The organism is Acinetobacter sp. YH12131, assembly GCF_013418635.1.
Classification (GTDB): domain Bacteria; phylum Pseudomonadota; class Gammaproteobacteria; order Pseudomonadales; family Moraxellaceae; genus Acinetobacter; species Acinetobacter towneri.
Genome location: NZ_VPBQ01000007.1, coordinates 20,376 through 40,779 on the forward strand (window position 1 = coordinate 20,376; position 20,404 = coordinate 40,779).

Annotated in this window: 22 protein-coding genes; 8 read left to right on the plus strand and 14 right to left on the minus strand. The window is 43.3% G+C overall.

Annotated features, from left to right (window positions below; all coding sequences use genetic code 11):
* The first annotated feature begins 7 nt into the window (after positions 1 to 7).
* Both ampD and murJ read left to right on the plus strand, forming a co-directional pair.
* Positions 8 to 607, plus strand: a complete 600-nt coding sequence (gene ampD, locus FTU66_RS06900) for a 1,6-anhydro-N-acetylmuramyl-L-alanine amidase AmpD (protein ID WP_004974083.1) — start codon at positions 8 to 10, stop codon at positions 605 to 607.
* Between the two features lie 50 nt (positions 608 to 657).
* Complete coding sequence (murJ, locus tag FTU66_RS06905; RefSeq protein ID WP_171287394.1) at positions 658 to 2,208, plus strand: murein biosynthesis integral membrane protein MurJ; 1,551 nt, start codon at positions 658 to 660, stop codon at positions 2,206 to 2,208.
* A 77-nt stretch (positions 2,209 to 2,285) separates the two neighbouring features.
* Here the strand turns inward: murJ and FTU66_RS06910 are convergent, their stop codons facing one another.
* From FTU66_RS06910 to FTU66_RS06955, 10 genes are all read right to left on the minus strand, one after another.
* Positions 2,286 to 2,975 (minus strand): FKBP-type peptidyl-prolyl cis-trans isomerase, encoded by a 690-nt coding sequence (locus FTU66_RS06910; RefSeq protein WP_004974089.1) that lies wholly within the window; start codon positions 2,973 to 2,975, stop codon positions 2,286 to 2,288.
* Between the two features lie 56 nt (positions 2,976 to 3,031).
* On the minus strand, positions 3,032 to 3,736 hold the full coding sequence (locus FTU66_RS06915; protein ID WP_004974091.1) for an FKBP-type peptidyl-prolyl cis-trans isomerase: 705 nt from the start codon (positions 3,734 to 3,736) through the stop codon (positions 3,032 to 3,034).
* Between the two features lie 552 nt (positions 3,737 to 4,288).
* Entirely contained in the window at positions 4,289 to 5,311 is a 1,023-nt protein-coding gene (locus FTU66_RS06920) for an NAD(P)-dependent alcohol dehydrogenase (protein WP_004974093.1), read from the minus strand.
* Positions 5,312 to 5,405: 94 nt separating this feature from the next.
* Positions 5,406 to 5,969: a DNA-3-methyladenine glycosylase I gene (locus FTU66_RS06925; RefSeq protein WP_104852759.1), complete on the minus strand. Its 564-nt coding sequence runs from the start codon at positions 5,967 to 5,969 to the stop codon at positions 5,406 to 5,408.
* A gap of 52 nt (positions 5,970 to 6,021) precedes the next feature.
* Positions 6,022 to 6,267, minus strand: a complete 246-nt coding sequence (locus FTU66_RS06930) for a hypothetical protein (protein WP_104852758.1) — start codon at positions 6,265 to 6,267, stop codon at positions 6,022 to 6,024.
* 18 nt (positions 6,268 to 6,285) lie between these two features.
* Positions 6,286 to 6,825: a M23 family metallopeptidase gene (locus FTU66_RS06935; protein WP_131261236.1), complete on the minus strand. Its 540-nt coding sequence runs from the start codon at positions 6,823 to 6,825 to the stop codon at positions 6,286 to 6,288.
* Positions 6,826 to 6,885: 60 nt separating this feature from the next.
* A complete protein-coding gene (gene mutY / locus FTU66_RS06940) occupies positions 6,886 to 7,920 on the minus strand; it encodes an A/G-specific adenine glycosylase (protein ID WP_180112531.1) in 1,035 nt (344 codons plus the stop codon).
* Between the two features lie 136 nt (positions 7,921 to 8,056).
* Positions 8,057 to 8,419: an HIT family protein gene (locus FTU66_RS06945; RefSeq protein WP_070155794.1), complete on the minus strand. Its 363-nt coding sequence runs from the start codon at positions 8,417 to 8,419 to the stop codon at positions 8,057 to 8,059.
* A gap of 69 nt (positions 8,420 to 8,488) precedes the next feature.
* Complete coding sequence (locus FTU66_RS06950) at positions 8,489 to 9,229, minus strand: dienelactone hydrolase family protein (protein ID WP_131261234.1); 741 nt, start codon at positions 9,227 to 9,229, stop codon at positions 8,489 to 8,491.
* A gap of 207 nt (positions 9,230 to 9,436) precedes the next feature.
* The gene (locus FTU66_RS06955) at positions 9,437 to 9,595 is read right to left on the minus strand and encodes a DUF1328 domain-containing protein (protein WP_004974108.1); all 159 of its coding nucleotides are present in this window, start codon (positions 9,593 to 9,595) and stop codon (positions 9,437 to 9,439) included.
* A 191-nt stretch (positions 9,596 to 9,786) separates the two neighbouring features.
* Between FTU66_RS06955 and FTU66_RS06960 the strand changes: the two genes are divergently transcribed.
* Positions 9,787 to 10,239, plus strand: coding sequence for a YcgN family cysteine cluster protein (locus FTU66_RS06960; protein WP_136144131.1), 453 nt, complete (start codon positions 9,787 to 9,789; stop codon positions 10,237 to 10,239).
* Positions 10,240 to 10,356: 117 nt separating this feature from the next.
* On the plus strand, positions 10,357 to 11,625 hold the full coding sequence (locus FTU66_RS06965; RefSeq protein ID WP_180112532.1) for a replication-associated recombination protein A: 1,269 nt from the start codon (positions 10,357 to 10,359) through the stop codon (positions 11,623 to 11,625).
* Positions 11,626 to 11,739: 114 nt separating this feature from the next.
* Here FTU66_RS06965 and FTU66_RS06970 read toward each other — a convergent pair whose 3' ends face one another.
* The 4 genes from FTU66_RS06970 to dapA all read right to left on the minus strand — a co-directional run bounded on the left by FTU66_RS06970 (position 11,740) and on the right by dapA (position 14,582).
* Positions 11,740 to 11,952: a cold-shock protein gene (locus FTU66_RS06970; protein WP_004974113.1), complete on the minus strand. Its 213-nt coding sequence runs from the start codon at positions 11,950 to 11,952 to the stop codon at positions 11,740 to 11,742.
* 360 nt (positions 11,953 to 12,312) lie between these two features.
* Positions 12,313 to 13,032, minus strand: coding sequence for a phosphoribosylaminoimidazolesuccinocarboxamide synthase (purC, locus tag FTU66_RS06975; RefSeq protein WP_004974116.1), 720 nt, complete (start codon positions 13,030 to 13,032; stop codon positions 12,313 to 12,315).
* Between the two features lie 36 nt (positions 13,033 to 13,068).
* Positions 13,069 to 13,668, minus strand: a complete 600-nt coding sequence (locus FTU66_RS06980) for a hypothetical protein (RefSeq protein WP_026438344.1) — start codon at positions 13,666 to 13,668, stop codon at positions 13,069 to 13,071.
* Positions 13,669 to 13,682: 14 nt separating this feature from the next.
* A complete protein-coding gene (gene dapA / locus FTU66_RS06985) occupies positions 13,683 to 14,582 on the minus strand; it encodes a 4-hydroxy-tetrahydrodipicolinate synthase (protein ID WP_131261232.1) in 900 nt (299 codons plus the stop codon).
* Between the two features lie 971 nt (positions 14,583 to 15,553).
* On the opposite strand from dapA, the gene mhpT reads away from it, so the two are divergent.
* The 4 genes from mhpT to ppk1 all read left to right on the plus strand — a co-directional run bounded on the left by mhpT (position 15,554) and on the right by ppk1 (position 20,343).
* A complete protein-coding gene (gene mhpT, locus FTU66_RS06990; protein WP_131261231.1) occupies positions 15,554 to 16,780 on the plus strand; it encodes a 3-(3-hydroxy-phenyl)propionate transporter MhpT in 1,227 nt (408 codons plus the stop codon).
* Positions 16,781 to 16,976: 196 nt separating this feature from the next.
* On the plus strand, positions 16,977 to 17,378 hold the full coding sequence (locus tag FTU66_RS06995) for a hypothetical protein (protein WP_131261230.1): 402 nt from the start codon (positions 16,977 to 16,979) through the stop codon (positions 17,376 to 17,378).
* A gap of 47 nt (positions 17,379 to 17,425) precedes the next feature.
* Entirely contained in the window at positions 17,426 to 18,052 is a 627-nt protein-coding gene (gene pncA / locus FTU66_RS07000; protein WP_104852749.1) for a bifunctional nicotinamidase/pyrazinamidase, read from the plus strand.
* Between the two features lie 227 nt (positions 18,053 to 18,279).
* On the plus strand, positions 18,280 to 20,343 hold the full coding sequence (ppk1, locus tag FTU66_RS07005; RefSeq protein WP_131261229.1) for a polyphosphate kinase 1: 2,064 nt from the start codon (positions 18,280 to 18,282) through the stop codon (positions 20,341 to 20,343).
* The last annotated feature ends 61 nt before the right edge of the window (positions 20,344 to 20,404 follow it).

Sequence of the window (20,404 nt, forward strand, 5' to 3'; positions counted from 1 at the left end):
TTGCCTTATGCAGCATGTGCCGTCGTTTCAGGTGGTTGAGGGTCAATTACAAGGGGCAAGACAAGTCCCATCTCCGAATTTCAACGCCCGTCCGACAGACCAAGAGATTCAATTGCTGGTCATTCACAATATTAGTTTGCCGCCGTCACAATTTGGTGGTGGTTATATTGAGCAATTTTTTCAGAACCAAATGGATTGGTCGCAGCATCCTTACTTTCAGACCATTCAAGGCCTGCAGGTTTCGGCACATTTGTTGATTTTAAGAACAGGCGAGGTGCTGCAATTTGTTAATTTTGCAGATCGGGCGTGGCATGCGGGGCGTTCTAGTTATTTGGCACAGCCTGAATGTAATGACTATTCAATTGGGATTGAATTAGAGGGCAGTGATGACTTGCCTTTTGAAACAGCGCAATATCAGAGTTTGGTGCAGGTGGTACACAGTTTGCAGCAGGCCTATCCGAGTATTCAACAGCATATTGCAGGACATTCCGATATTGCACCGGGACGTAAAACTGATCCAGGGCCGTATTTTGACTGGCAGTATTTTCGTGAACAGTTATCTCAACTTAAAGCTTCGACATCACAGGAAAAATTGATCAATCAATAACAAAACTTTGTTGATGCTTTGATTACAATAGCGACTAAATTTTTAATTGGGTGGTAACGATGGCGCTTTGGCGATCGACCTTTATTGTCAGTGCAATGACCATGCTGTCACGGGTGCTAGGATTAGTCCGTGATGTGGTATTGCTGAATGTGTTTGGTGCAGGTAAAGATTTCGATACCTTTGTGGTGGCGTTTCGTATCCCCAACTTTTTCAGGCGACTGTTTGCCGAAGGGGCGTTTTCGCAGGCATTTATTCCTGTATTGACCGAATATAAAACCAGCCGCACTCATGCCGAAGTACAAATTTTAATTAGTCGGGTTTTTGGCTGTTTAATGACGGTAATGACAGGGCTAACCTTTACCGCCATGGTGGCTGCGCCTGCGGTGATGTATATCTACGCACCGGGTTTCCATAGCGACCCTGAAAAGTTTGCGCTAGCCACCGATATGTTCCGCCTGACCATTCCTTATTTGTTGTTTATGTCGCTGACGGCATTTGCCAGCAGTATTTTGAACAGCTATGGCTCATTTACCACGCCTGCCTTTGCGCCTGTATTGCTGAATGTGGCGATGATTGCAGGTGCATTATGGCTCACACCGTACATGGCAGAGCCGATTATGGCACTGGGTTGGGCGGTGATTATCGCGGGTGCTTTACAACTTGCGATTCAAATTCCAGAACTATGGCGTAAAAAGCTGCTGATTCCCCCTAAAGTTGATTTCAAGCATGAAGGGGTGGATCGGATTATGAAGCTGATGCTGCCTGCTTTATTTGGGGTATCGGTCACGCAAATTAACCTGCTACTCAACACCATTTGGGCATCTTTTATGCAGGATGGTTCGGTGTCGTGGTTGTATAGTGCGGAACGTATGACAGAGCTACCTTTGGGCTTAATTGGTGTAGCGATTGGGACGGTCATTTTACCGTCACTGTCTGCGCGTCATGCAGAACAAAATATGGATAAATTCCGCGGCATGATGGACTGGGCTGCACGGGTGATTATTTTGGTAGGTGTCCCTGCCAGTATTGCACTGTTTATGTTATCAACGCCTATTATCCAAGCCTTGTTTGAGCGTGGTCAGTTTAGTTTTAAAGATACGCAAATGACCGCTTTGGCCTTGCAATGTATGAGTGCAGGGGTGATTTCATTCATGCTGATTAAAGTCTTTGCACCGGGTTTTTATGCACAGCAAGACACCAAAACACCAGTACGTGTGGGTTTAATGGCTGTGGCTGCCAATGCGATTTTAAACGTGGTGTTTATTGGCTTCTTTAAACTGATTGACTGGCAAGCTGAACACATGGCATTGGCACTGGCATCATCAGGTTCGGCTTTGGTGAATGCAGGCATGTTGTATTTCTATTTGCATCAACGCAAGATTTTCCGTTTTGGTGCGCACTGGAAAAAACTCATGGTGCAGTTTGCAGTGGCAAATGCCGTGATGATTGCTGCGTTGTGGTATGCCTTAACTTGGTATAACGGTGATGTATCACAATGGATGCGTGTGGCAGAAGTCACTGCGCTGTGTGTGGTGGGCGTAGTGGCCTATGGGGTTGGATTGTTGGCAACGGGTTTTAGACCACGTCATTTAAAACCTTAATGAAGCGAAGTTGATCTGAAAAAATACCGCAATTTAAATTGCGGTATTTTTTTGTTTAAAGATGATGCGGCTTTGGATTATTTTACAATTTCTAAAAGTTCCACATCAAAAATAAGCGTGCTGTTTGGCTCAATTGCATCGCCTGAGCCAATTTGACCGTAGGCTAGAGCAGCAGGAATAAAGAAGCGATATTTGGCACCAACTTTCATGAGTTGTAAGCCTTCAGTCCAACCTTGAATGACTTGGCTGACCTGAAATTCTGCAGCTTGATCGCGGGCGATAGAACTGTCAAATACCGTACCATCAATTAAACGACCTTCATAATGGACTTTAACGGTAGAGGTGGCTTTGGGTGATTTGCCCGTACCTGCCTGTAAGACTTGATATTGCAAGCCAGACTTGGTGACTTTGACCCCTGCCTTTTTGGCATTATTGTTTAAAAAGGCTTGCCCAATTTTAGCATTGCTATCGGCTACTTTTTTAAGCTCAATCAGTTGTTTGGCTTCGGCTTGCTTTTTGAATTGAGTCAGCACTCGTGCCATTTCTTCATCGCTTAAACTGGCGGCTTGGTCTTGTGTTGCCATTTTTAAGCCAGCAATGAAGGCTTCGAGATCAATATCTTTTAAGGTTTCCGCATTGCTGCGCCCCATTAAATAACCAAAGCTATAACCGACCTGATCTGCAACAGGACTTTTATTGGTCACGGTTTTGGCAAAACTGCCACTGCTGAGCAGTGCGATACACACAAGGGCAAGGTGTTTTTTCATTCTTTTCGTCCTAAGACCATACAGGAGAGCCAAGCTCTCCTGAAAGGGTGATGTTGTTATTTCACTTCAATCAGTTCAACATCAAAAATTAAGGTGCTGTTGGCAGGAATCATGCCTGGTACACCTTGTTCGCCGTAGCCCAGTTTCGATGGAATATAGAGCGTAGCTTTACCGCCTTCCTTCATGAGCTGTAAACCTTCAGTCCAGCCCGGAATGACTTGATTCAGTGGGAATTCAATTGGCTCACCACGTTGTACCGAGCTGTCAAATACTTTGCCATCGACCAGTTTACCCGTGTAGTGCACTTTGACCACAGAGCTTGCCGTTGGCTGTTTGCCTGTGCCTTCTTTAATCACTTGATATTGCAAGCCAGAAGCTGTGGTTTGTACGCCTGCTTTTTTGCCATTTTCAGTTAAGAATGAATCACTGGCTGTTTGTGCAGCTTGCGCCTGAGTGGCTTGTTTTTGTTGCAACTCTTGCTGGAATTGCTCATAGGCTTTTTGTAATTCTTCTTCGGTGTAGGCAGGTTGTTTACGCGCATGACCTTCACGCACACCTGTTACAAAGCTGTTGATGTCTAGCTCTGGTGGGGTTTGATGTGCCACTTCATAACCCAAAGCGTAGCTGATTTTTTCAACCGCAGAAGCATTTGCCGACGCTTTAGAGGTCGCCACTGCTGGGTTTTGAGAGGCATAATAAACAGGAACAAGTGCAGCACCGCCTAAAATTACAGCAACAGCGATGGGTAAGGCTTTACTCATAGGTTTTCTCAAATTCATTTTATAGTTAAAAAAGCAGCATTCATCTTAGCAGACTTTTTCACAGACTTTTCTAGTTTGGCACGTGGCTTTGCAGCCTGTGTCGATTCAACTTTTTAATATATGCTGCTTACGCAGTTTATTCTATAACAGACTGAATATCTAAAACATTTTTTATACATAAATCTTATCAATTCAGGACTAGATGTGGGTCATTTAAGAAAAGTCAGATTGCGTTTGGGCTGTAGGTAAATTTTTATTGTAATCGCATAAATGATCAAGACAGCGTCCTGATGGGTTGTTGTCCAATAATAGGATTAACCTTCGGTTCGACCCACTTTTGTTTCGGCAAAAGTGGGCAAAACCATTGTCATCCACAAAACCTGTTTAATTCTTGTATCTCATTCATTATTTCGCAGAAACAATAATGGTCTAATGCTACGCAGGTTGTGGATGACACTTCCGAGTATCCTCATGTGATCTAGGTTTTTAGATGAGCGGTTTTACCTAAATAAAGATAGAAATATATTTGACTATCATGACTTATCTTAAAAGTCAGTCAAAGTCGGCCTTTAACACAACCCGATAGCGTGCCTTGCCCTGATGCAAATGTTCAATTGCCTGATTGATCTGTGACATCGGAAAAACTTCCACCTGTGGGGCAATCTGTTTGCGTGCGGCAAATTGTAGTAATTGACGCAGCGCTGCAGGCGAACCTGTCGATGAACCAGTAACCGATTTTGCACCGCCAATTAAGCTGCCCGCCTTAATTTGCATGGGTTCTAGCGCTACACCTAGCATGTGAATAGTGCCATGTGGTGCAAGCGTACTTAAATAAGCATTCCAGTCCAAGCTTACGTTTACCGTACTTAAAATCAGGTCAAACTTGCCACGCTGGGTTTTAAGGGCAGCAGCATCACGGCTGTTCACTACATGGTCTGCACCCATAGCCAGTAATTCTGCGGTTTTGTCTGGATTGGAACTGAACGCCGTAATTTCACAGCCCCATGCTTTTAATAATTTGATGGCGATATGCCCCAAGCCACCAATACCAATCACCGCAACATGATGTACTGCCTGAATTTGATGTTTCAAGATCGGATCAAATACGGTAATTCCACCACAGAGCAAAGGCCCTGCACTGACAGGATCGACCTCATCGGGTAATGGAATGACCCACTGCCAACCTGCACGGACTTTATCGGCAAAACCACCTGCATGTCCCACAATGGTTGCGGTGGTGCCATTGCTGCACAGCACTTGTTCGCCTGCAATACAGGCATCGCAGTGTTGGCAACTGTCTGCAGTCCAGCCAATGCCTACACGTTGCCCCACGGTTAAACCTTTGGCTTCACTGCCCAATTGAGTAATCGTGCCAATAATTTCATGTCCTGCCACCACAGGATATACTGAGGAATGCCAGTCATTTTGAATGACTGAAAGATCGGAATGGCATAAGCCACAATATTCGACTTTGACTTCTACCTGATGCGCCTGCAGTTCACCCGCATCAAATTGATAGGCTTGCAGGGCTTCACCTGCCTGCATTGCGGCATAGGCTCGAATGGTATTACTCATATTGCACCGTCCTTGTCATAAGGCTGACTGTATTGATTGGTGATCTTGCTATTATGGGTTGAGCAGTTTTGAATACTAAAGCTTGGATGTTGCTTTAAGATGTTGTTTTAAAGTGACAGTGATTTTCATGATCATCGACCATGCCTACAGCTTGCATAAAAGCATAGCAGGTGGTCGGGCCTACAAATTTAAAACCATTTTTCTTTAGGGCTTTCGACATGGCAACACTAGCGTCGGTTTGTGCAGGCGCAAGACGATAGTCAGGTACATCATTCCTAATAGGTTGCTGTGCAACAAAACCCCAAAGCCATGTCACGACGTTTATATCGGCGTCTTTTAGTTTTTGCCATGCACGTGCGTTGTCACGAATTGCTTGTAATTTACCTCGATGTCGAATCAATCCAGCATCTTGTAATTTGAGCGCAATATCATCATCACTGAAGGCGGCAATTTCAGCAATGCTGTATTGAAAAAAATGCTGACGATACGCTTCACGTTTTTTTAATACAGTAATCCAAGACAAGCCTGCTTGCTGTCCTTCTAAACACAGCATTTCAAATAAATGCACTTCGGCAAATACAGCTTGTCCCCACTCTAAATCATGATAGGCAATATAGAGCGGATCATCGGAACACCAGCCACAGCGTTGTATCGTCATGGGTCATGCTCCTTGTTGAATAGATAGCTGAATAGATGTGAATGGGACGGACTTAAAGCTGAAATGCTGCCCATTGGTCATGTTGGTTATCCCAATAATATAGTTCTGCCTGTTGCAGATCGTGAAAGGAAATCCAGTTGTCTTTACCAACTTTATCTGAATAACCTGTGCTGATGAGCAGGGCATCTTCAGTAATTTCCATGACCCAGCCTTGATGGACTTGTCCTGCCAATACAATTTTTTGTTGATTGCCAGATTCTGCAAATTCCACCAATCGATTTATCAAGGCTTCAGACATGAAATGTTCCTAACAAAATTAACGTAAATAAGGATAAGGATTGACCGCACCGCGTCCTTTACCATTTAAATAAAGTCCGTAATGCAAATGTGCGGCAGTGTGTCGGGCGTTGCCTGTATTGCCGACATAGCCAATATGCGTTCCTGCCTTGACATAATCGCCCACGTTTAAACCGCGTTTATGTCCATCCAAGTGTGCATAGTAATGCCAAGTGCCTGCAGGCCCTAATATCCAAATTACTTTACCACCTAAGCGATTATCGCGTAAGTCTGCAATTAAACCTTCTGTAGCGCTATACACTTTGCTGCCTTTGGCGGCAAGAATATCAATGCCTTCATGCAAACGTCCGCTACTACGAGATGCACCCCAAGTGTCATTCAACTGATGCGCTTTAATGCCCTGCACAGGAATGGGCAAGCGAGTTTTTAAACTCATTTGATTGAGTTTTTGCACCAAGGCAGGCGGGAGTGGGGTACTAGGACGTTTCGGTGCAGAACTACAGGCCGCAATCAATAAGGTAAAGAGTGACAGGCTTAAAACAGCAATCCATCGAAACATAAGACATCCTTGTAATGGCAGTGAAAGCAAAGATTTCATTCATCACGATGCTTGACTATGTCACAGATTGATTGCCGAGATCAATTTTTTCATGGCCGTCGGAATGCCCAAATCGCTGGCTTGTTGCGGACTATACCAATCTGCATTCAGTTCTATTGCCAAGTGTTCTTGTAGATCAGCATCGACCTGAAAACACAGTGCTTCAAGCTGCCAAGTGAAATGGGTAAAGCTATGTGAAATCTGTGCGCGTTGCTGTACCTGTTTAAGGCTCAAGCTTTGACACAGTTGCTCAAAAGCCTGTGCATCTTCAATGACAGGCAAACACCATAGTCCACCCCAAAGTCCTGTATTGGGACGTTGTTGCCATAACCACTGATCTGCGCATTGCAGTACTAAGACCTGTGCAGATTTAACGGGTACGGCTTTTTTCGGTTTTTTAAAGGGCAATTCCTGCTCTAAACCTTGTTGATGTACTTTGCAGTGTTGTTGCATTGGGCAATATAAGCACAGTGGCTTTTTGGGGGTACAAATGGTGGCGCCCAAATCCATAATGGCCTGCGTATAGTCGTGATTACGCACTTCGGGGCAGAGCTGTTCTGCCAGTTGCCACATGGCACGTTCATGCACAGGTTTGGATAAATCATCTTCAATAGCAAAAAAACGTGCCAATACCCGTTTGACGTTGCCATCCATAATGACGCCGTATTGGCGTAAACCCAGCGACATCATGGCACCACCCGTAGAGCGACCAATGCCCGGCAAAGCCATCCACTGTTCGAGCGTACTTGGAAAATGTCCTTGCTGTGCCACAATGGCTGCGGCTTTATGCAAGTTGCGGGCGCGGGCGTAATAGCCTAAACCTGCCCAATACGGTGCAACTTCATCCCAAGTTGCACGTCCTAAATCTTGCACTGTCGGAAAGCGCTGCAAAAAACGCTCAAAATATTGCAATACGGTTTTGACCTGAGTTTGTTGCAGCATGATTTCAGACACCCACACCGCATAGGGATCATCGGCGACTTGCCACGGCAGGTCATGGCGTCCGTGTTGATCGAACCACGTGAGGAGAGCATCGGAAAATGAAAAAGCAGTCATGCGAACCCAGTTTGTAAAGTAGCGGCTTAGTATAGCCAAACTGGCGTGGGAATTACGTGCATAAATAAAGAAGATGAGCGTGCATCTTCTTCTTTAGGTTTGGTTTCACTTGGTTTGGGATAAAACGAGTCGTGGTTTAAATTTGACCGCTCATACCCCAACGGTTATCCAATTTTAAGGTCTGACCTTCATAGCGTGGAATAATGTGGATGTGTAAATGCTCAGATTTAGCATCAAACACATCGCCATCATTAAAACCCACATGGAAACCTGCAGGTTGATGACGCAATTGCAACTCATTGCGCGCCAATTCTAATAAAGACAATAAGCTTTTACGTTCTTTGTCTGTAATGTCAAAAAAAGAGCCGACGTGACGTAGCGGAATGATCACGCAATGTCCTTTAGACAGGGCATTGGGTTCAGGCAAAATTACCCCAAATTCATTTTTTGCCAAAACATCATAATCATCAAAATTGCAATAAGGGCATTGCTCAGTCATTGTTATATCCTCTTCTTTAAAATTTTCTTGGCTTGCGTTGAGTATATGCTGCGTAATGTGAACAGCAGATTAATCTGCTAAACGACGATCCAACACTTCATACATGGCAGCTAAACCTTGTTGCTCTGCCGATGCGTTATAGCCTAAATCGACCCCATTGGCTTTGGCACGTTCATCGGCTTGAGGGTTACTAAAGCCGTGTTTGGCATCTTCAAAAATAATCACTTCATGCTCTACTTGAGCCGCGTGCATTTCTTCACGGAAACTTGCGACGTCGTCTAAAGTCACCATGCTGTCCAGTTCACCATGCAACACCAAAATCTCGGCTTGTACCTGACCTTGTTGTGCAGGGGCTTTCGGGCTGAGGTTGGCGTGGAAGGTCACCACTGCTTTTAATGCTGCGCCAGAACGAGCCAAATCCAGAACGACTTTGCCGCCATAACAGAAACCAATTGCAGCGAGTTTATCGCGATTTACTTCAGGTTGGGCAGCTAAAGTGTCCAAAGCTGCAGACGCACGAGTCACAATTGTGTCAGCATCTGCAAAAGTTTGCATCATCCATTCATTGGCTTGGGCTGCGGTGGTGGTGACTTTTTTATCGCCATACATATCAATCGCTAAGGCTGCAAAACCATGTTCAGCCAATTCACGCGCACGTTGTTCGGTGTATTCGTTACGTCCCCACCATTCAGGTGCGACAATCACCCCCGCGATAGCTTGCGCTGCTTCTGGTGCAGCAAAATAACCGATCAGTTTGCTGCCATCTGCAGCGGTATATTCAATTTCGCGAGTTTTGATTGCTAAAGCCATGCCTTATTCCTTATCGTTTTCAATGCCATGATTAAAGCATAATAATATGGCACGCATTTTTAAAAACAGGGGAAATACTGCCTATAAATGTGAGAAAATATTTTAAAAAGAGCCAAATTGGCATTTGTTGCGTAAAAAGCAGACATAAAAAAAGAAGGAAAAATCCTTCTTTTTTATCTGATTTTTAGGAATTTATAGACGAGGTCACTAGATTTTTCCGCGAGAGAGGAAACCAACAATTGCCAAAATCACAGCAATCACCAATAAAATAATGGCAAAGTCTTTGGATAAACCTGCGACACCACCAAAACCAAGTAAACTCGCGATTAACGCAATCACTGCGAAGATTATAGCCCAACGAAACATAATTGTTCTCCATGTGTTTTTATAGCTTCTGAATTTAGTATAGGGAGCTGAACGCAGCACACTGTTTTGTTTTTGTGTATTAAATGTTCAGTTGTTTGAGTTAAGTGTTTGATTCATTTAAAGACTAAACAAAAGCAACAAGTTGAAACAAGGCTGTTATAATGACGCAGTTTTGTTATTTTCTGTGCGCTATGTCTGATCAATTACGACCTGAATTTTGGAAAAACTATCCGCTGAATGCCTTAAATACTGCGGAATGGGAAGCCTTGTGCGATGGTTGCGGTTTATGCTGTTTGGTCAAACTAGAAGATGAAGACACGCAAGAAGTGGCCTATACCAAAGTGGCGTGCAAGTTACTGGACTGTAACACAGCACGTTGTTCAGATTATGCCAATCGCTTTGACTTTGTGCCCGATTGCATTCAACTTACCCCCGAAAAACTAGAAAAAATTCACTGGTTGCCGCCAAGTTGTGCCTATCGTCGTTTAAAACAGGGCAAAAATTTGCCATCTTGGCATTACTTAAATACGGGCTCACGCCAAAGTGTGATTAAAGCCAAAAAATCTGCGGCAGGGCGTTGTATTTCAGAATTGGATGTTGCAGAAGAAGATATAGAAGATTATGTGGTGCGTTGGGTGCGTTAATTCATACTGCAGAATAAACTTTGAATCGTGTTTTAGCGATAAATCGGTACGATTAGAAATACTCCAAAGCTTGAGATCATAGTAGACTAGGTTGAAGTCAAGTATAGAAATAACAAGATGTCAGAGAGTCATATTCCACTGCCTGAGCGTTTGCGTCCACGCGATTTATCGCAAATTATTGGTCAAGATCATCTTTTAGGTGAGCAAGCGCCGTTACGCCAAATGATTGATCAGGGGCATTTGCCTTCAATTATTTTCTGGGGGCCACCAGGGGTGGGGAAAACCACCATCGCTTTGCTGTTGGCGCAGGCGGTAGATCGTCCTTTTATCAGCCTTTCTGCCTTGAATACTGGGGTCAAAGAGCTGCGTGAAATTATTGCCGAAGGCGGCGATTTGCTCACACCAGTGGTGTTTATTGATGAAATTCATCGCTTTAATAAGTCGCAGCAAGATGCCTTATTAAATGCGGTGGAAAAGGGCAAAATCACCTTAATTGGTGCGACCACTGAAAATCCATCTTTTGAAGTCAATAGTGCGCTGCTTTCACGTTGTCAGGTCTATACCTTAAAGGCTTTAGATGCCGATTCGATTCAGACTTTGCTTACTCAAGCCATTCAGCAAGATCAATTCTTAAAAGACCGTTATATTCAGATTGAAGAATTTGATGCTCTGATTCAGTTTGCTGCAGGTGATGCACGCAAGGCTTTAAACCTACTGGACTTGGTGGCAAGCACCTTTGAACCCGAGGTGGAAAATATCATCACCAACGCGATTGTGGTCAAGGTTGCGCAACAAAACATTGCCCGTTATGACAAGTCAGGCGAGCAACATTATGATTTGGTATCGGCTTTTATTAAGTCAATTCGTGGCAGTGACCCCGATGCTGCATTGTATTGGATGGCGCGCATGCTCAAAGGCGGTGAAGACCCGAGCTTTATTGCGCGTCGCATGTTGATTGCTGCTTCGGAAGATATTGGTAATTCAAACCCCAATGCCTTGTTATTGGCAGGCGAGTGTTTCCGCTCGGTACAAGTGTTGGGTATGCCTGAAGCGCGGATTATTTTAGGACAATGTGCAGTATATTTAGCGACCAGTGCCAAAAGTAACAGTACTTATTTGGCAATTAATAAAGCCATGGATTTGGCTGAAAAAACCGCCAACTTGCCTGTACCACTGCATTTGCGTAATGCACCGACCAAACTGATGAAAGAACAGGGCTATGGGGTAGATTATTTGTATCCACATAACTACCCAGAGCATTTTGTGTTACAAGACTATTTGCCGCCTGAACTGAAAGGCACAAAGTTGTATGAGTCGGCGCGTAATAAGCGTGAAGTGGAAGGTGAGCGTTTACAACAACGTCGTTGGCAGCAGATTCAATCCTAAGCGGTTTGGTATAGCTGAAAAGATATTTGCAAAAGTCTTGGCATAAAAAAAGCTCAAGAATCAACTTGAGCTTTTTTGCATTTGTTTGCAGCCTTGCGTGCTGCATTCAAAGGCTTAGAGCGGTTTGATGTTTACAGCATTCGGGCCTTTTTGACCTTGTGCAATGCTGAATTCAACTTGCTGACCTTCGTGTAAAGTCTTGAAGCCTGAGTGTGCGATTTCGCTGAAATGTGCAAACACATCTGGACCAGATTCTGGTTGAATAAAACCAAAACCTTTAGTTTCGTTAAACCACTTTACCGTGCCTTTCATTGTCGGATTTGACATAGGGAAATATCCTGCTGAATTTTAATATGTTGCAATCTAAAAAAGATTTGGAATAACTGGGAAAAAGATGCGACTTAAAATCTGAACAAACGAAGGATTACAAAATAAAACTACGGACTTAGACGATTAAAACGAACTTCATATTTTTCTAGTATGGCAATAAGCATACACGGAATTGCAGAATACACAATTTAAATTCAGATAAATTTAAAAATAGGCGGGCGGACTGGGTATTGTGGATGGGGCGATTTTTTTCAAAGATTTGGTTTGTAAACCCTGTTTGGTCTACAGCAAAATACAAAAAACCGAGCAATGTTGCTCGGTTTTGGGAATTCAGCTTTTAAAATTGAAAAGCTTGAATTAGATATTGTCTAAGTCGATGCCTAAACGTGCAGCAACTTCTTCATAAGCTTCAACCACACCGCCTAAACCTTGACGGAAACGGTCTTTGTCGAGTTTCTTCTTGGTGTCTTTGTCCCATAAACGGCAACCGTCTGGAGAGAACTCATCACCCAACACAATACGGTCGTGGAATACACCAAACTCAAGTTTGAAGTCGACCAAAATCATGTTACCTGCATCAAACAATGCTTTTAATACATCGTTGACTTGGTAAGTTAATTCTTTCATTTTTGCCAATTGTTCAGCATTGGCCCAACCTAAAGCAATCGCTTGAGATTCGTTTACCATTGGGTCGCCAAGAGCGTCATCTTTAAAGAACAATTCAAATGTAGGTGGGGTCAGTTCTTTACCTTCTTCTACACCTAAACGACGGCAGAGTGAACCTGCAGCGTAGTTACGAATAACGCACTCTACAGGAATCATGTCTAACTTTTTCACCAATACTTCGTTTGGTGTAAGTAGTTTTTCAAAGTGAGTTTCGATACCCGCTTCAGCCAATTTTTCCATGATAAAGGCGTTAAAACGGTTGTTCACCTTACCTTTACGATCTAGTTGTTCGATTTTTTCGCCATTGAACGCAGAGGCATCATCACGAAAGACTAAAATCAGGTGGTCTGCACTGTCTGTGGTATAAACAGATTTTGCTTTACCAGTATAGAGCAAGGTTTGTTTTAACATGAGGGAACCTTTTTCAAAAAAAAATGCCTAGTACGGCTAGGCTGGCCAATTTTGGTAAATCTGGGCCAACAGATCTGCAGCTTTTTCTTGATCTGCAAAGCTGTTATCGGCATTGAATACAGCTAGGTTGTTGCTCGAACCGACAGAGGTCAATCTTAAGACATAAATCTGTTGATCGACCTTAATGGTTGCCTCGTAACGGTTCTTACTTTGACCAACAATGCTGTAATTCAGACTGCTGAGGGTGGCAAGTGTGTATTGCCAAATTGTAGCAGAATTTCCATCAATTTTGAGCAACGGATTTTGGTTTCCGTCAACTACGGGTTGAGGACGTCCAATTTGCGTACTGTCTTGAACTGTGTTGCTGCTGGCTTGCATGGCTTCAGGACGTGGCATCGCAAAACGGTTGCCACGTGCATTTTCAAGCTTAGGTGCATTTGCCGTTGCTAAAGGGTCAACGCTTGGTGCAGGATACAACGGTGTTGCAGGTCGAACCACAGAACCTTCTGGATATTGAAGTGGTGCTAAAGTAGCGGCGTCTTTATAGTCCAATGAACCATTATTGATGGCAAGAGAACTACAACCAGCCAAACTCAATACTGAAAGTGCGGCGATAAAACCAAAACGTAATTGCATCATACTAAGCTCTTTTATTGAATGACACCCGCAGCCTGAAGGGCTTCGCGTAACGGTGCACGATATTGTTCTGCAAGCGGAGTTAATGGCAGGCGAATTCCTGTACCAATTAATCCCATTTCATGAAGTGCCCATTTCACAGGAATTGGGTTCGATTCACAAAATAGAATATTGTGTAAATTTGCAATCGCACTGTTTTGTTGCTCTGCACCTGCAGCATCACCTGCGATTGCAGCCGCGCAAACTTGGCTCATGGCTTTTGGTGCAACATTGGCAGTTACAGAAATATTGCCTTTTGCACCGTGCAGCATCAATTGATATGCCGTAGCGTCATCGCCTGAATACACCACCATGTTTTTGCCTGTTAAGCCAGCCAATAATTGCTGACCACGTGGCACATCGCCCGTTGCATCTTTTACGCCCACAATATTTGGGATGTCTGCAAGACGGATGACCGTTTCATTTGACATATCTACACCAGTACGACCCGGTACATTATATAAAATGATAGGTAAATCAACTGCTTCTGCAATTGCTTTATAGTGCTGGTATAAACCTTCCTGAGTTGGCTTATTATAATAAGGCGTTACCAATAAGGCCGCATCTGCGCCCAATTGTTGTGCTTCTTTGGTCAGTTCGATGGCTTCATGCGTTGAGTTTGCACCAGTACCAGCAATGACAGGAATACGCTTATTTGCGACGCGAATAATTTCTGCGATCACTTTGGTGTGCTCTTCCATACTTAAGGTCGATGCTTCACCAGTTGTACCTACAGCAACAATACTGTTGGTACCTTGTTCTATGTGCCACTCAACGAGCTTCTCGAGACCTTTCCAATCTACGCTGCCATCTTCTAACATTGGGGTGACAATTGCGACAATTGAGCCTTGAATGGTCTGTGCTTGCTGAGTCATTTTTTAAAAAGATCCTATTTTTCCATCCACAGAGGTGTAGAAAAGGTAGATGTGGATGGTTGCAGTATTTTGATTTGGGTCAAAATTCAATCAAATTGATTAAATAATGCTTAGCCAAATTATGACTGATTCAGTGTGTCAGAACAATATGCTTTCGTCAAAGCAATCATAAACTTTGTTTAATTTAGTATTTTAGGATCAGCAGCTTGTTGTTCAAAATAAAAAAATAATAACCATCTCCTTTGTACCCAAATTTTCATTGGTATGGCGCAACCCTCATCAGCACTTTTTTAGCCTCAAGTTTGAAATACAACGCTGAATATAGGGTCTGTTGACATTTCATAAATGGCTTGCGCTGTAGGCTAAAACTGAGCAGATCAGGCATGAAACGCAGGGAATAGCGAGACTATTGCCAAGTTTCATAACGCAATCTGAGAAAGTTTTAGCCACAGCCTTTCAGGGCGAGCATATTTTTTGCTGCTATTGCGTTATGTGCCAGTCATTTAGAATGACTAAATTTCCTGTCTCATGCCTTATATCAGCTAAAAAATCTTGCGAGATATATCTCTCACGTCGCAAACATAGATGAATTGTCAACAGACCCTAGATATTTATATAAAAAAACGCTCAATTCAGACCTTATAGCTCTTATATCTGACTGTTTTAATCGGGATATTTTGATTTTTGATTCTTAAGAATAATAGCTTTTAAGTCTACCTATGTTGTCGCTGACTTCTTAAATGGTGAGAAATCTTGCGCTGAATTTACTGCTTTAAGCGGGAAAATAGCGTGTAATTTGCCAGATTTATTGTTTTTTTCGCTATGTTTTTTTCTACATGCTGCGCAACACGTTTGCGCTGATCTGAAAAAATTCACTTTGGTCTAACACTTATTGATAGCTATTGCTGCAGTTTAAAACTGCGCAAGATGCAGGCTTTCACATGGCTATCTAATTCTAGTAGAGGGACCCAATGGATAGATCAACACAACATAGCGATCAGCGGCATGCGGTGATTACCGTCGCGATCTGCTTTTTAATTGCAGTGATTGAAGGTCTGGATATTCAGGCAGCAGGTATTGCTGCGGCAGGTATCCGTGAGCATTTTGGTTTAGACAGCTCGCAGCTTGGGGTATTTTTTAGTGCGGGTATTTTAGGTTTATTGCCAGGTGCTTTGGTTGGCGGACGTTTTGCAGACCGTATTGGTCGTAAAAAAGTATTAATCTGGTCTACAGCAGTCTTTGCTTTATTTACCTTATGTACGGTGTGGGTGAATAGCTTTGAAAGCCTATTGGCGGTGCGCTTCTTGGCAGGTGCGGGTTTAGGGGCAGCCATGCCAATTTTAATTACTTTGGCATCTGAAGCTGTTTCGCCACAAAACCGTGGTCGTGCTGTGGGCTTGATGTATTGTGGTATGCCTGTGGGTGCAGCCATTTTATCTTTAATTGCCAGTACAGATTTTGGCTCAAACTGGAAAAACATTTTCTATTTGGGTGGTTTGCTGCCATTTATTGTCATTCCATTGATGATGTGGTTATTGCCAGAATCACGTGAATTCTTAAAAGCACAAGCGGCAGGTAAAGATGTCACAGCACAAAATGCTGCGCCAAAAGCATCTTTTAAAGATTTGTTTAATTCACAAAACTTATTGCGCACCTTATTTATTTGGGTGAGTTACTTCTTTACCTTGATGGTGGTTTACATCATGTTGAGCTGGTTACCATCTTTATTTATGGAATTAGGTTTCTCGCGTAAAGAAGGCAGTACTGCACAGTTCTATTTCATGGTGAGTGCGACAGTCGGTACTGTAATTTTGGGTATGCTGACCGACCGTTGGAAAAAAGCCTACGTGATTTTATTGATGTATGGTGGTATTTTGGCAGGTTTATTTGCTCTAAATGCAGCGGGTTCACTCATGCAAATGTATATGGCTTCAGCTTTGGTCGGTGCTTTTGTGATTGGCTGTCAGGGCGTGTTATATGCTTTTGGTAGTATTGTCTACCCAACCGAAGTACGTGGTACTGGGGTCGGTGTTGCCTCTGCTGTTGGTCGTGTAGGCGCAATGCTTGGCCCTGCTATTGCAGGTCAGTTGTTGGCAGCAGGCTTTGGTGCGGCTGGGGTTATTTCAGCAGCCATTCCATGTATTATTATTTCAGCCATTTTCATGTTGTTATTGGTACGTCGTATTCAAACTGTTTAAAAGGATGAGAACAGTTGAAAGACCAAATAGCCTGCACCTGCAGGCTATTTTTTTGTATGTTGATCGCTGATTTTTGAGAGAAAATGCTCGAATGAAGTGTGACAAGTACTGTCGCAAAGCTGCCTGTTCTACTGGGTGGCAATGACGCAAGCAGGGTATAATAAGTCCTAAAAAACAGTAAATATAAGAGTATCATTTGAAGCAGAAAAAATTGATTGCAGAATTTCAGTTGGATCAACAGCAGTTTTCGCTGTATCTGATTGAATATGAATTTATTTTAGAACTGAAACGCCATTTTCGAGCAACACGGACTTCTCCAAAACAAAACGCGTGGCTGGCATTTGCCGATCAAGCTACTTATGAAGATGTCAACGCAGGTATTGATGCCTTTCAGGTGATGCGTTTAACCCGACAGCATTTGGTCAATTATTTAACTCGGCATCCATTGCCTTATTTTTATTTTCATGCCGCGACTGCACGCAAAGCCAAAATCTATCCACGTTTTGTACGGCAATTATTGTTACAGCTACCGAACTATCAACATTGTGCCGAAAACGATTCTTTTTATTTTTATCAAAGCGATACAACTCAGACTTAAATTTCAGCTATGCTGAGGGTAGCGTTTAAGATGGGAAAGGAAACAGCATGCAGCAGCTGAATAATGCCTTGATTGTGGTTGATGTGCAAAATGGTTTTTGTCCAGGAGGTAATTTGGCGGTTGCAAATGCCGATCAAATTATTCCCTGCATTAATGCGTTGGGACGTGTGTTTCAGAACATTGTGATCACCCAAGACTGGCATCCTGCAACGCATGTGTCCTTTGCTGCCAACCATGCAGGCAAACAGGACTATGAGCAGATTCAGCTCAGTTATGGCGAGCAAGTGTTGTGGCCTGTGCATTGTGTGCAAGGCACAGCTGATGCTGAATTACACCCAGATTTAGATTTGCCTACAGCACAATTGATTATACGCAAAGGTTTTCACGAGCAAATAGACAGTTATTCTGCCTTTATGGAAGCAGACCGCAAAACCACCACAGGCTTGGCGGCCTATTTAAAAGCCCGTGAAATTGATACGGTTTATATTGTGGGCATTGCCACCGACTTTTGTGTGGCGTGGACGGCAATAGACGCCTGTGAGTTGGGTTTTAGCACCTATGTGATTGAAGATGCCACCAAAGCGATTGATTTAAATGGCTCTTTAGAACAAGCATGGCAACAGATGTTGGCACAAGGAGTACAGCGAGTACAAAGTCAGCACTTACTTGGCTAAAACTAGATAACGAACTGGCCGCGAAAGGGAAGGGCGAAATCTTCCTTTTTTCTATAAAAATAGATTAAATGTAAAATAAATAAAAATCAATTTTTTACATATACTCAATTTTGACGAAATGTTCTGCGATTGATTGTGGGTGTAACATGATTGTCATAATCTCTACCTACCATGCCTTGCACAGAGGCGAAATAAGCAGACTGTCTTAAAAACAGCATAGAGAAGATATGGAACACTTTCAGCATTCATCTGATACTTATTTTAATCGTGAACTCTCTTTAATTGAGTTTAACCGTCGGGTCTTGGCGCAAGCTTTAGACCCAGAGTTACCTATTTTAGAGCGACTCAATTTTTTAATTATTTTTTCACGTAATTTAGATGAGTTTTTTGAAATTCGCGTTGCAGGTTTAATGAAGCAACTCGATTTGAATGCCATTACCCGTACCCCAGATGCCATTCCGACTGAACAGGTCTTGGTAGAACTGTCTGATAAAGTGCATCAGGCGGTGAAGCAGCAATACGACACTTTAAATTATGCCATTTTGCCGCAGCTGCAAAGTTTAGGGATTCACTTTATTCAATACCATGACATTGTGGATAAACATAAAGCGTGGATTGCCGATTATTTTGCCCGTCAGGTACAGCCTGTTTTAACGCCAATTAGCCTAGACCCATCGCATCCATTTCCGCGTTTGGTCAATAAAAGTCTGAACTTTATTGTCAGTTTACAAGGCAAAGATGCTTTTGGACGTGAAATTGAAATGGCGATTGTGCCTGCGCCACGCTCTTTGCCACGTTTAATCAATTTGCCAAAAGAAGTGGCAGGTAGTGCGACTGAACATATTTTCTTGACTGCGATTATTCAGCAGCATATCAATGATCTGTTCCCAGGCATGAAAGCCACAGGTTGCTATGCGTTTCGAGTGACCCGCAATGCCGACCTGATTTTGGCCGAAGATGTCGATGATTTGGCAGTTGCCTTAAAAGATGAATTATCGTCACGTCGTTTTGGGCGTGCGGTACGTTTAGAAATTGAAGATGATTGCCCGCAAGATATTATTGATTATTTGCTCAGAGAGTTTGATTTAGATGAGCAGCAATTATATCGGATTAGCGGGCCGATTAACCTGTCGCGTCTGACCAGTAGTTTTGACCGACCTGAATTGAAATATCCACCTTTTGCACCTGTGATTCCAAAAATATTTCGGAAGCAAAAACCGATGTTTGAGATTCTGAAAAAGCAGGATGTGTTGCTACATCACCCATTTGACTCTTTTCAGCCGGTGATTAATTTACTCAAAGAAGCGGCGAAAGACCCAAATGTGTTGGCGATTAAGCAAACGCTGTATCGTAGTGGCCCAGATTCTGAAATTGTGCAGGTACTTGCAGAAGCCGCACGTAATGGCAAAGAAGTCACTGCCGTGATCGAGCTACGCGCACGTTTTGATGAAGAATCCAACATTATGGTCGCCAACGTCTTGCAAGAGGCAGGCGCAGTGGTGGTGTATGGCATTGTCGGCTATAAAACCCATGCCAAAATGATTTTGATTGTGCGTCGTGAGCAAGATCAGTTGGTGCGCTATGTGCATTTGGGTACAGGCAACTATCATGCGGGCAATGCACGTATGTACACCGACTATGGTTTGATGACCACACATCCTGATATTTGTGAAGATGTGCATCGGGTGTTTCAGGAACTCACAGGCATGGGCAGATCGGCAAAATTAAAAAACTTGCTGCATGCACCATTTACCTTGCACAGTGAATTGCTCAAACTGATTGAACAAGAAATCGGGTTTGCACAAGCAGGCAAAGCTGCCCGAATTATCATTAAAGTCAATGCATTGACTGAGCCTGAGTTAATTACGGCTTTGTACCGTGCTTCGCAGGCAGGGGTACAGGTCGATTTAATTATCCGCTCAATTTGTTGTTTGATTCCAAAAGTGAAAGGTATGTCTGAGCGTATTCATGTCCGTTCGATTGTGGGACGCTTTTTGGAGCATACCCGCGTGTATTATTTTGAGCATGGTGGTGCAAAAAAATTGTACTGCGCCAGCGCAGACTGGATGGGGCGCAACTTATTTTCACGGGTGGAAACTTGCTTCCCTATTTTGGATGAGAAAATTAAACAGCGTATTGTAGAAGATGGCTTGCTGAGTTATTTGCATGACAATCAAAATGCGTGGGAGCTACAAGCCAATGGCGAATGGCAGAAAGCTGCTGTGGTGGGGCAGGCTGCTGTACACAATGCGCAAATGTATTTGGTCGAGCAGAAGCAGTTGAATGTGTAAATTGGGCTGCAGTAAATGGATGTGATCTAGCATCTGTGAGTATAAAAAACCTGAGTATGTG

Coding starts and splice junctions, on each gene's coding strand:
- ampD (WP_004974083.1), top strand. CDS start 8: ATGCAGCATGTGCCGTCGTTTCAGGTGGTTGAGGGTCAATTACAAGGG.
- FTU66_RS06980 (WP_026438344.1), bottom strand. CDS start 13,668: ATGCAATTACGTTTTGGTTTTATCGCCGCACTTTCAGTATTGAGTTTG.
- FTU66_RS06960 (WP_136144131.1), top strand. CDS start 9,787: ATGTCTGATCAATTACGACCTGAATTTTGGAAAAACTATCCGCTGAAT.
- FTU66_RS06920 (WP_004974093.1), bottom strand. CDS start 5,311: ATGAGTAATACCATTCGAGCCTATGCCGCAATGCAGGCAGGTGAAGCC.
- FTU66_RS06910 (WP_004974089.1), bottom strand. CDS start 2,975: ATGAAAAAACACCTTGCCCTTGTGTGTATCGCACTGCTCAGCAGTGGC.
- dapA (WP_131261232.1), bottom strand. CDS start 14,582: ATGACTCAGCAAGCACAGACCATTCAAGGCTCAATTGTCGCAATTGTC.
- purC (WP_004974116.1), bottom strand. CDS start 13,032: ATGTTAAAACAAACCTTGCTCTATACTGGTAAAGCAAAATCTGTTTAT.
- FTU66_RS06965 (WP_180112532.1), top strand. CDS start 10,357: ATGTCAGAGAGTCATATTCCACTGCCTGAGCGTTTGCGTCCACGCGAT.
- FTU66_RS06930 (WP_104852758.1), bottom strand. CDS start 6,267: ATGTCTGAAGCCTTGATAAATCGATTGGTGGAATTTGCAGAATCTGGC.
- FTU66_RS06925 (WP_104852759.1), bottom strand. CDS start 5,969: ATGACGATACAACGCTGTGGCTGGTGTTCCGATGATCCGCTCTATATT.
- FTU66_RS06970 (WP_004974113.1), bottom strand. CDS start 11,952: ATGTCAAATCCGACAATGAAAGGCACGGTAAAGTGGTTTAACGAAACT.
- FTU66_RS06950 (WP_131261234.1), bottom strand. CDS start 9,229: ATGGCTTTAGCAATCAAAACTCGCGAAATTGAATATACCGCTGCAGAT.
- mutY (WP_180112531.1), bottom strand. CDS start 7,920: ATGACTGCTTTTTCATTTTCCGATGCTCTCCTCACGTGGTTCGATCAA.
- ppk1 (WP_131261229.1), top strand. CDS start 18,280: ATGGAACACTTTCAGCATTCATCTGATACTTATTTTAATCGTGAACTC.
- FTU66_RS06935 (WP_131261236.1), bottom strand. CDS start 6,825: ATGTTTCGATGGATTGCTGTTTTAAGCCTGTCACTCTTTACCTTATTG.
- mhpT (WP_131261231.1), top strand. CDS start 15,554: ATGGATAGATCAACACAACATAGCGATCAGCGGCATGCGGTGATTACC.
- FTU66_RS06915 (WP_004974091.1), bottom strand. CDS start 3,736: ATGAGTAAAGCCTTACCCATCGCTGTTGCTGTAATTTTAGGCGGTGCT.
- pncA (WP_104852749.1), top strand. CDS start 17,426: ATGCAGCAGCTGAATAATGCCTTGATTGTGGTTGATGTGCAAAATGGT.
- FTU66_RS06945 (WP_070155794.1), bottom strand. CDS start 8,419: ATGACTGAGCAATGCCCTTATTGCAATTTTGATGATTATGATGTTTTG.
- FTU66_RS06955 (WP_004974108.1), bottom strand. CDS start 9,595: ATGTTTCGTTGGGCTATAATCTTCGCAGTGATTGCGTTAATCGCGAGT.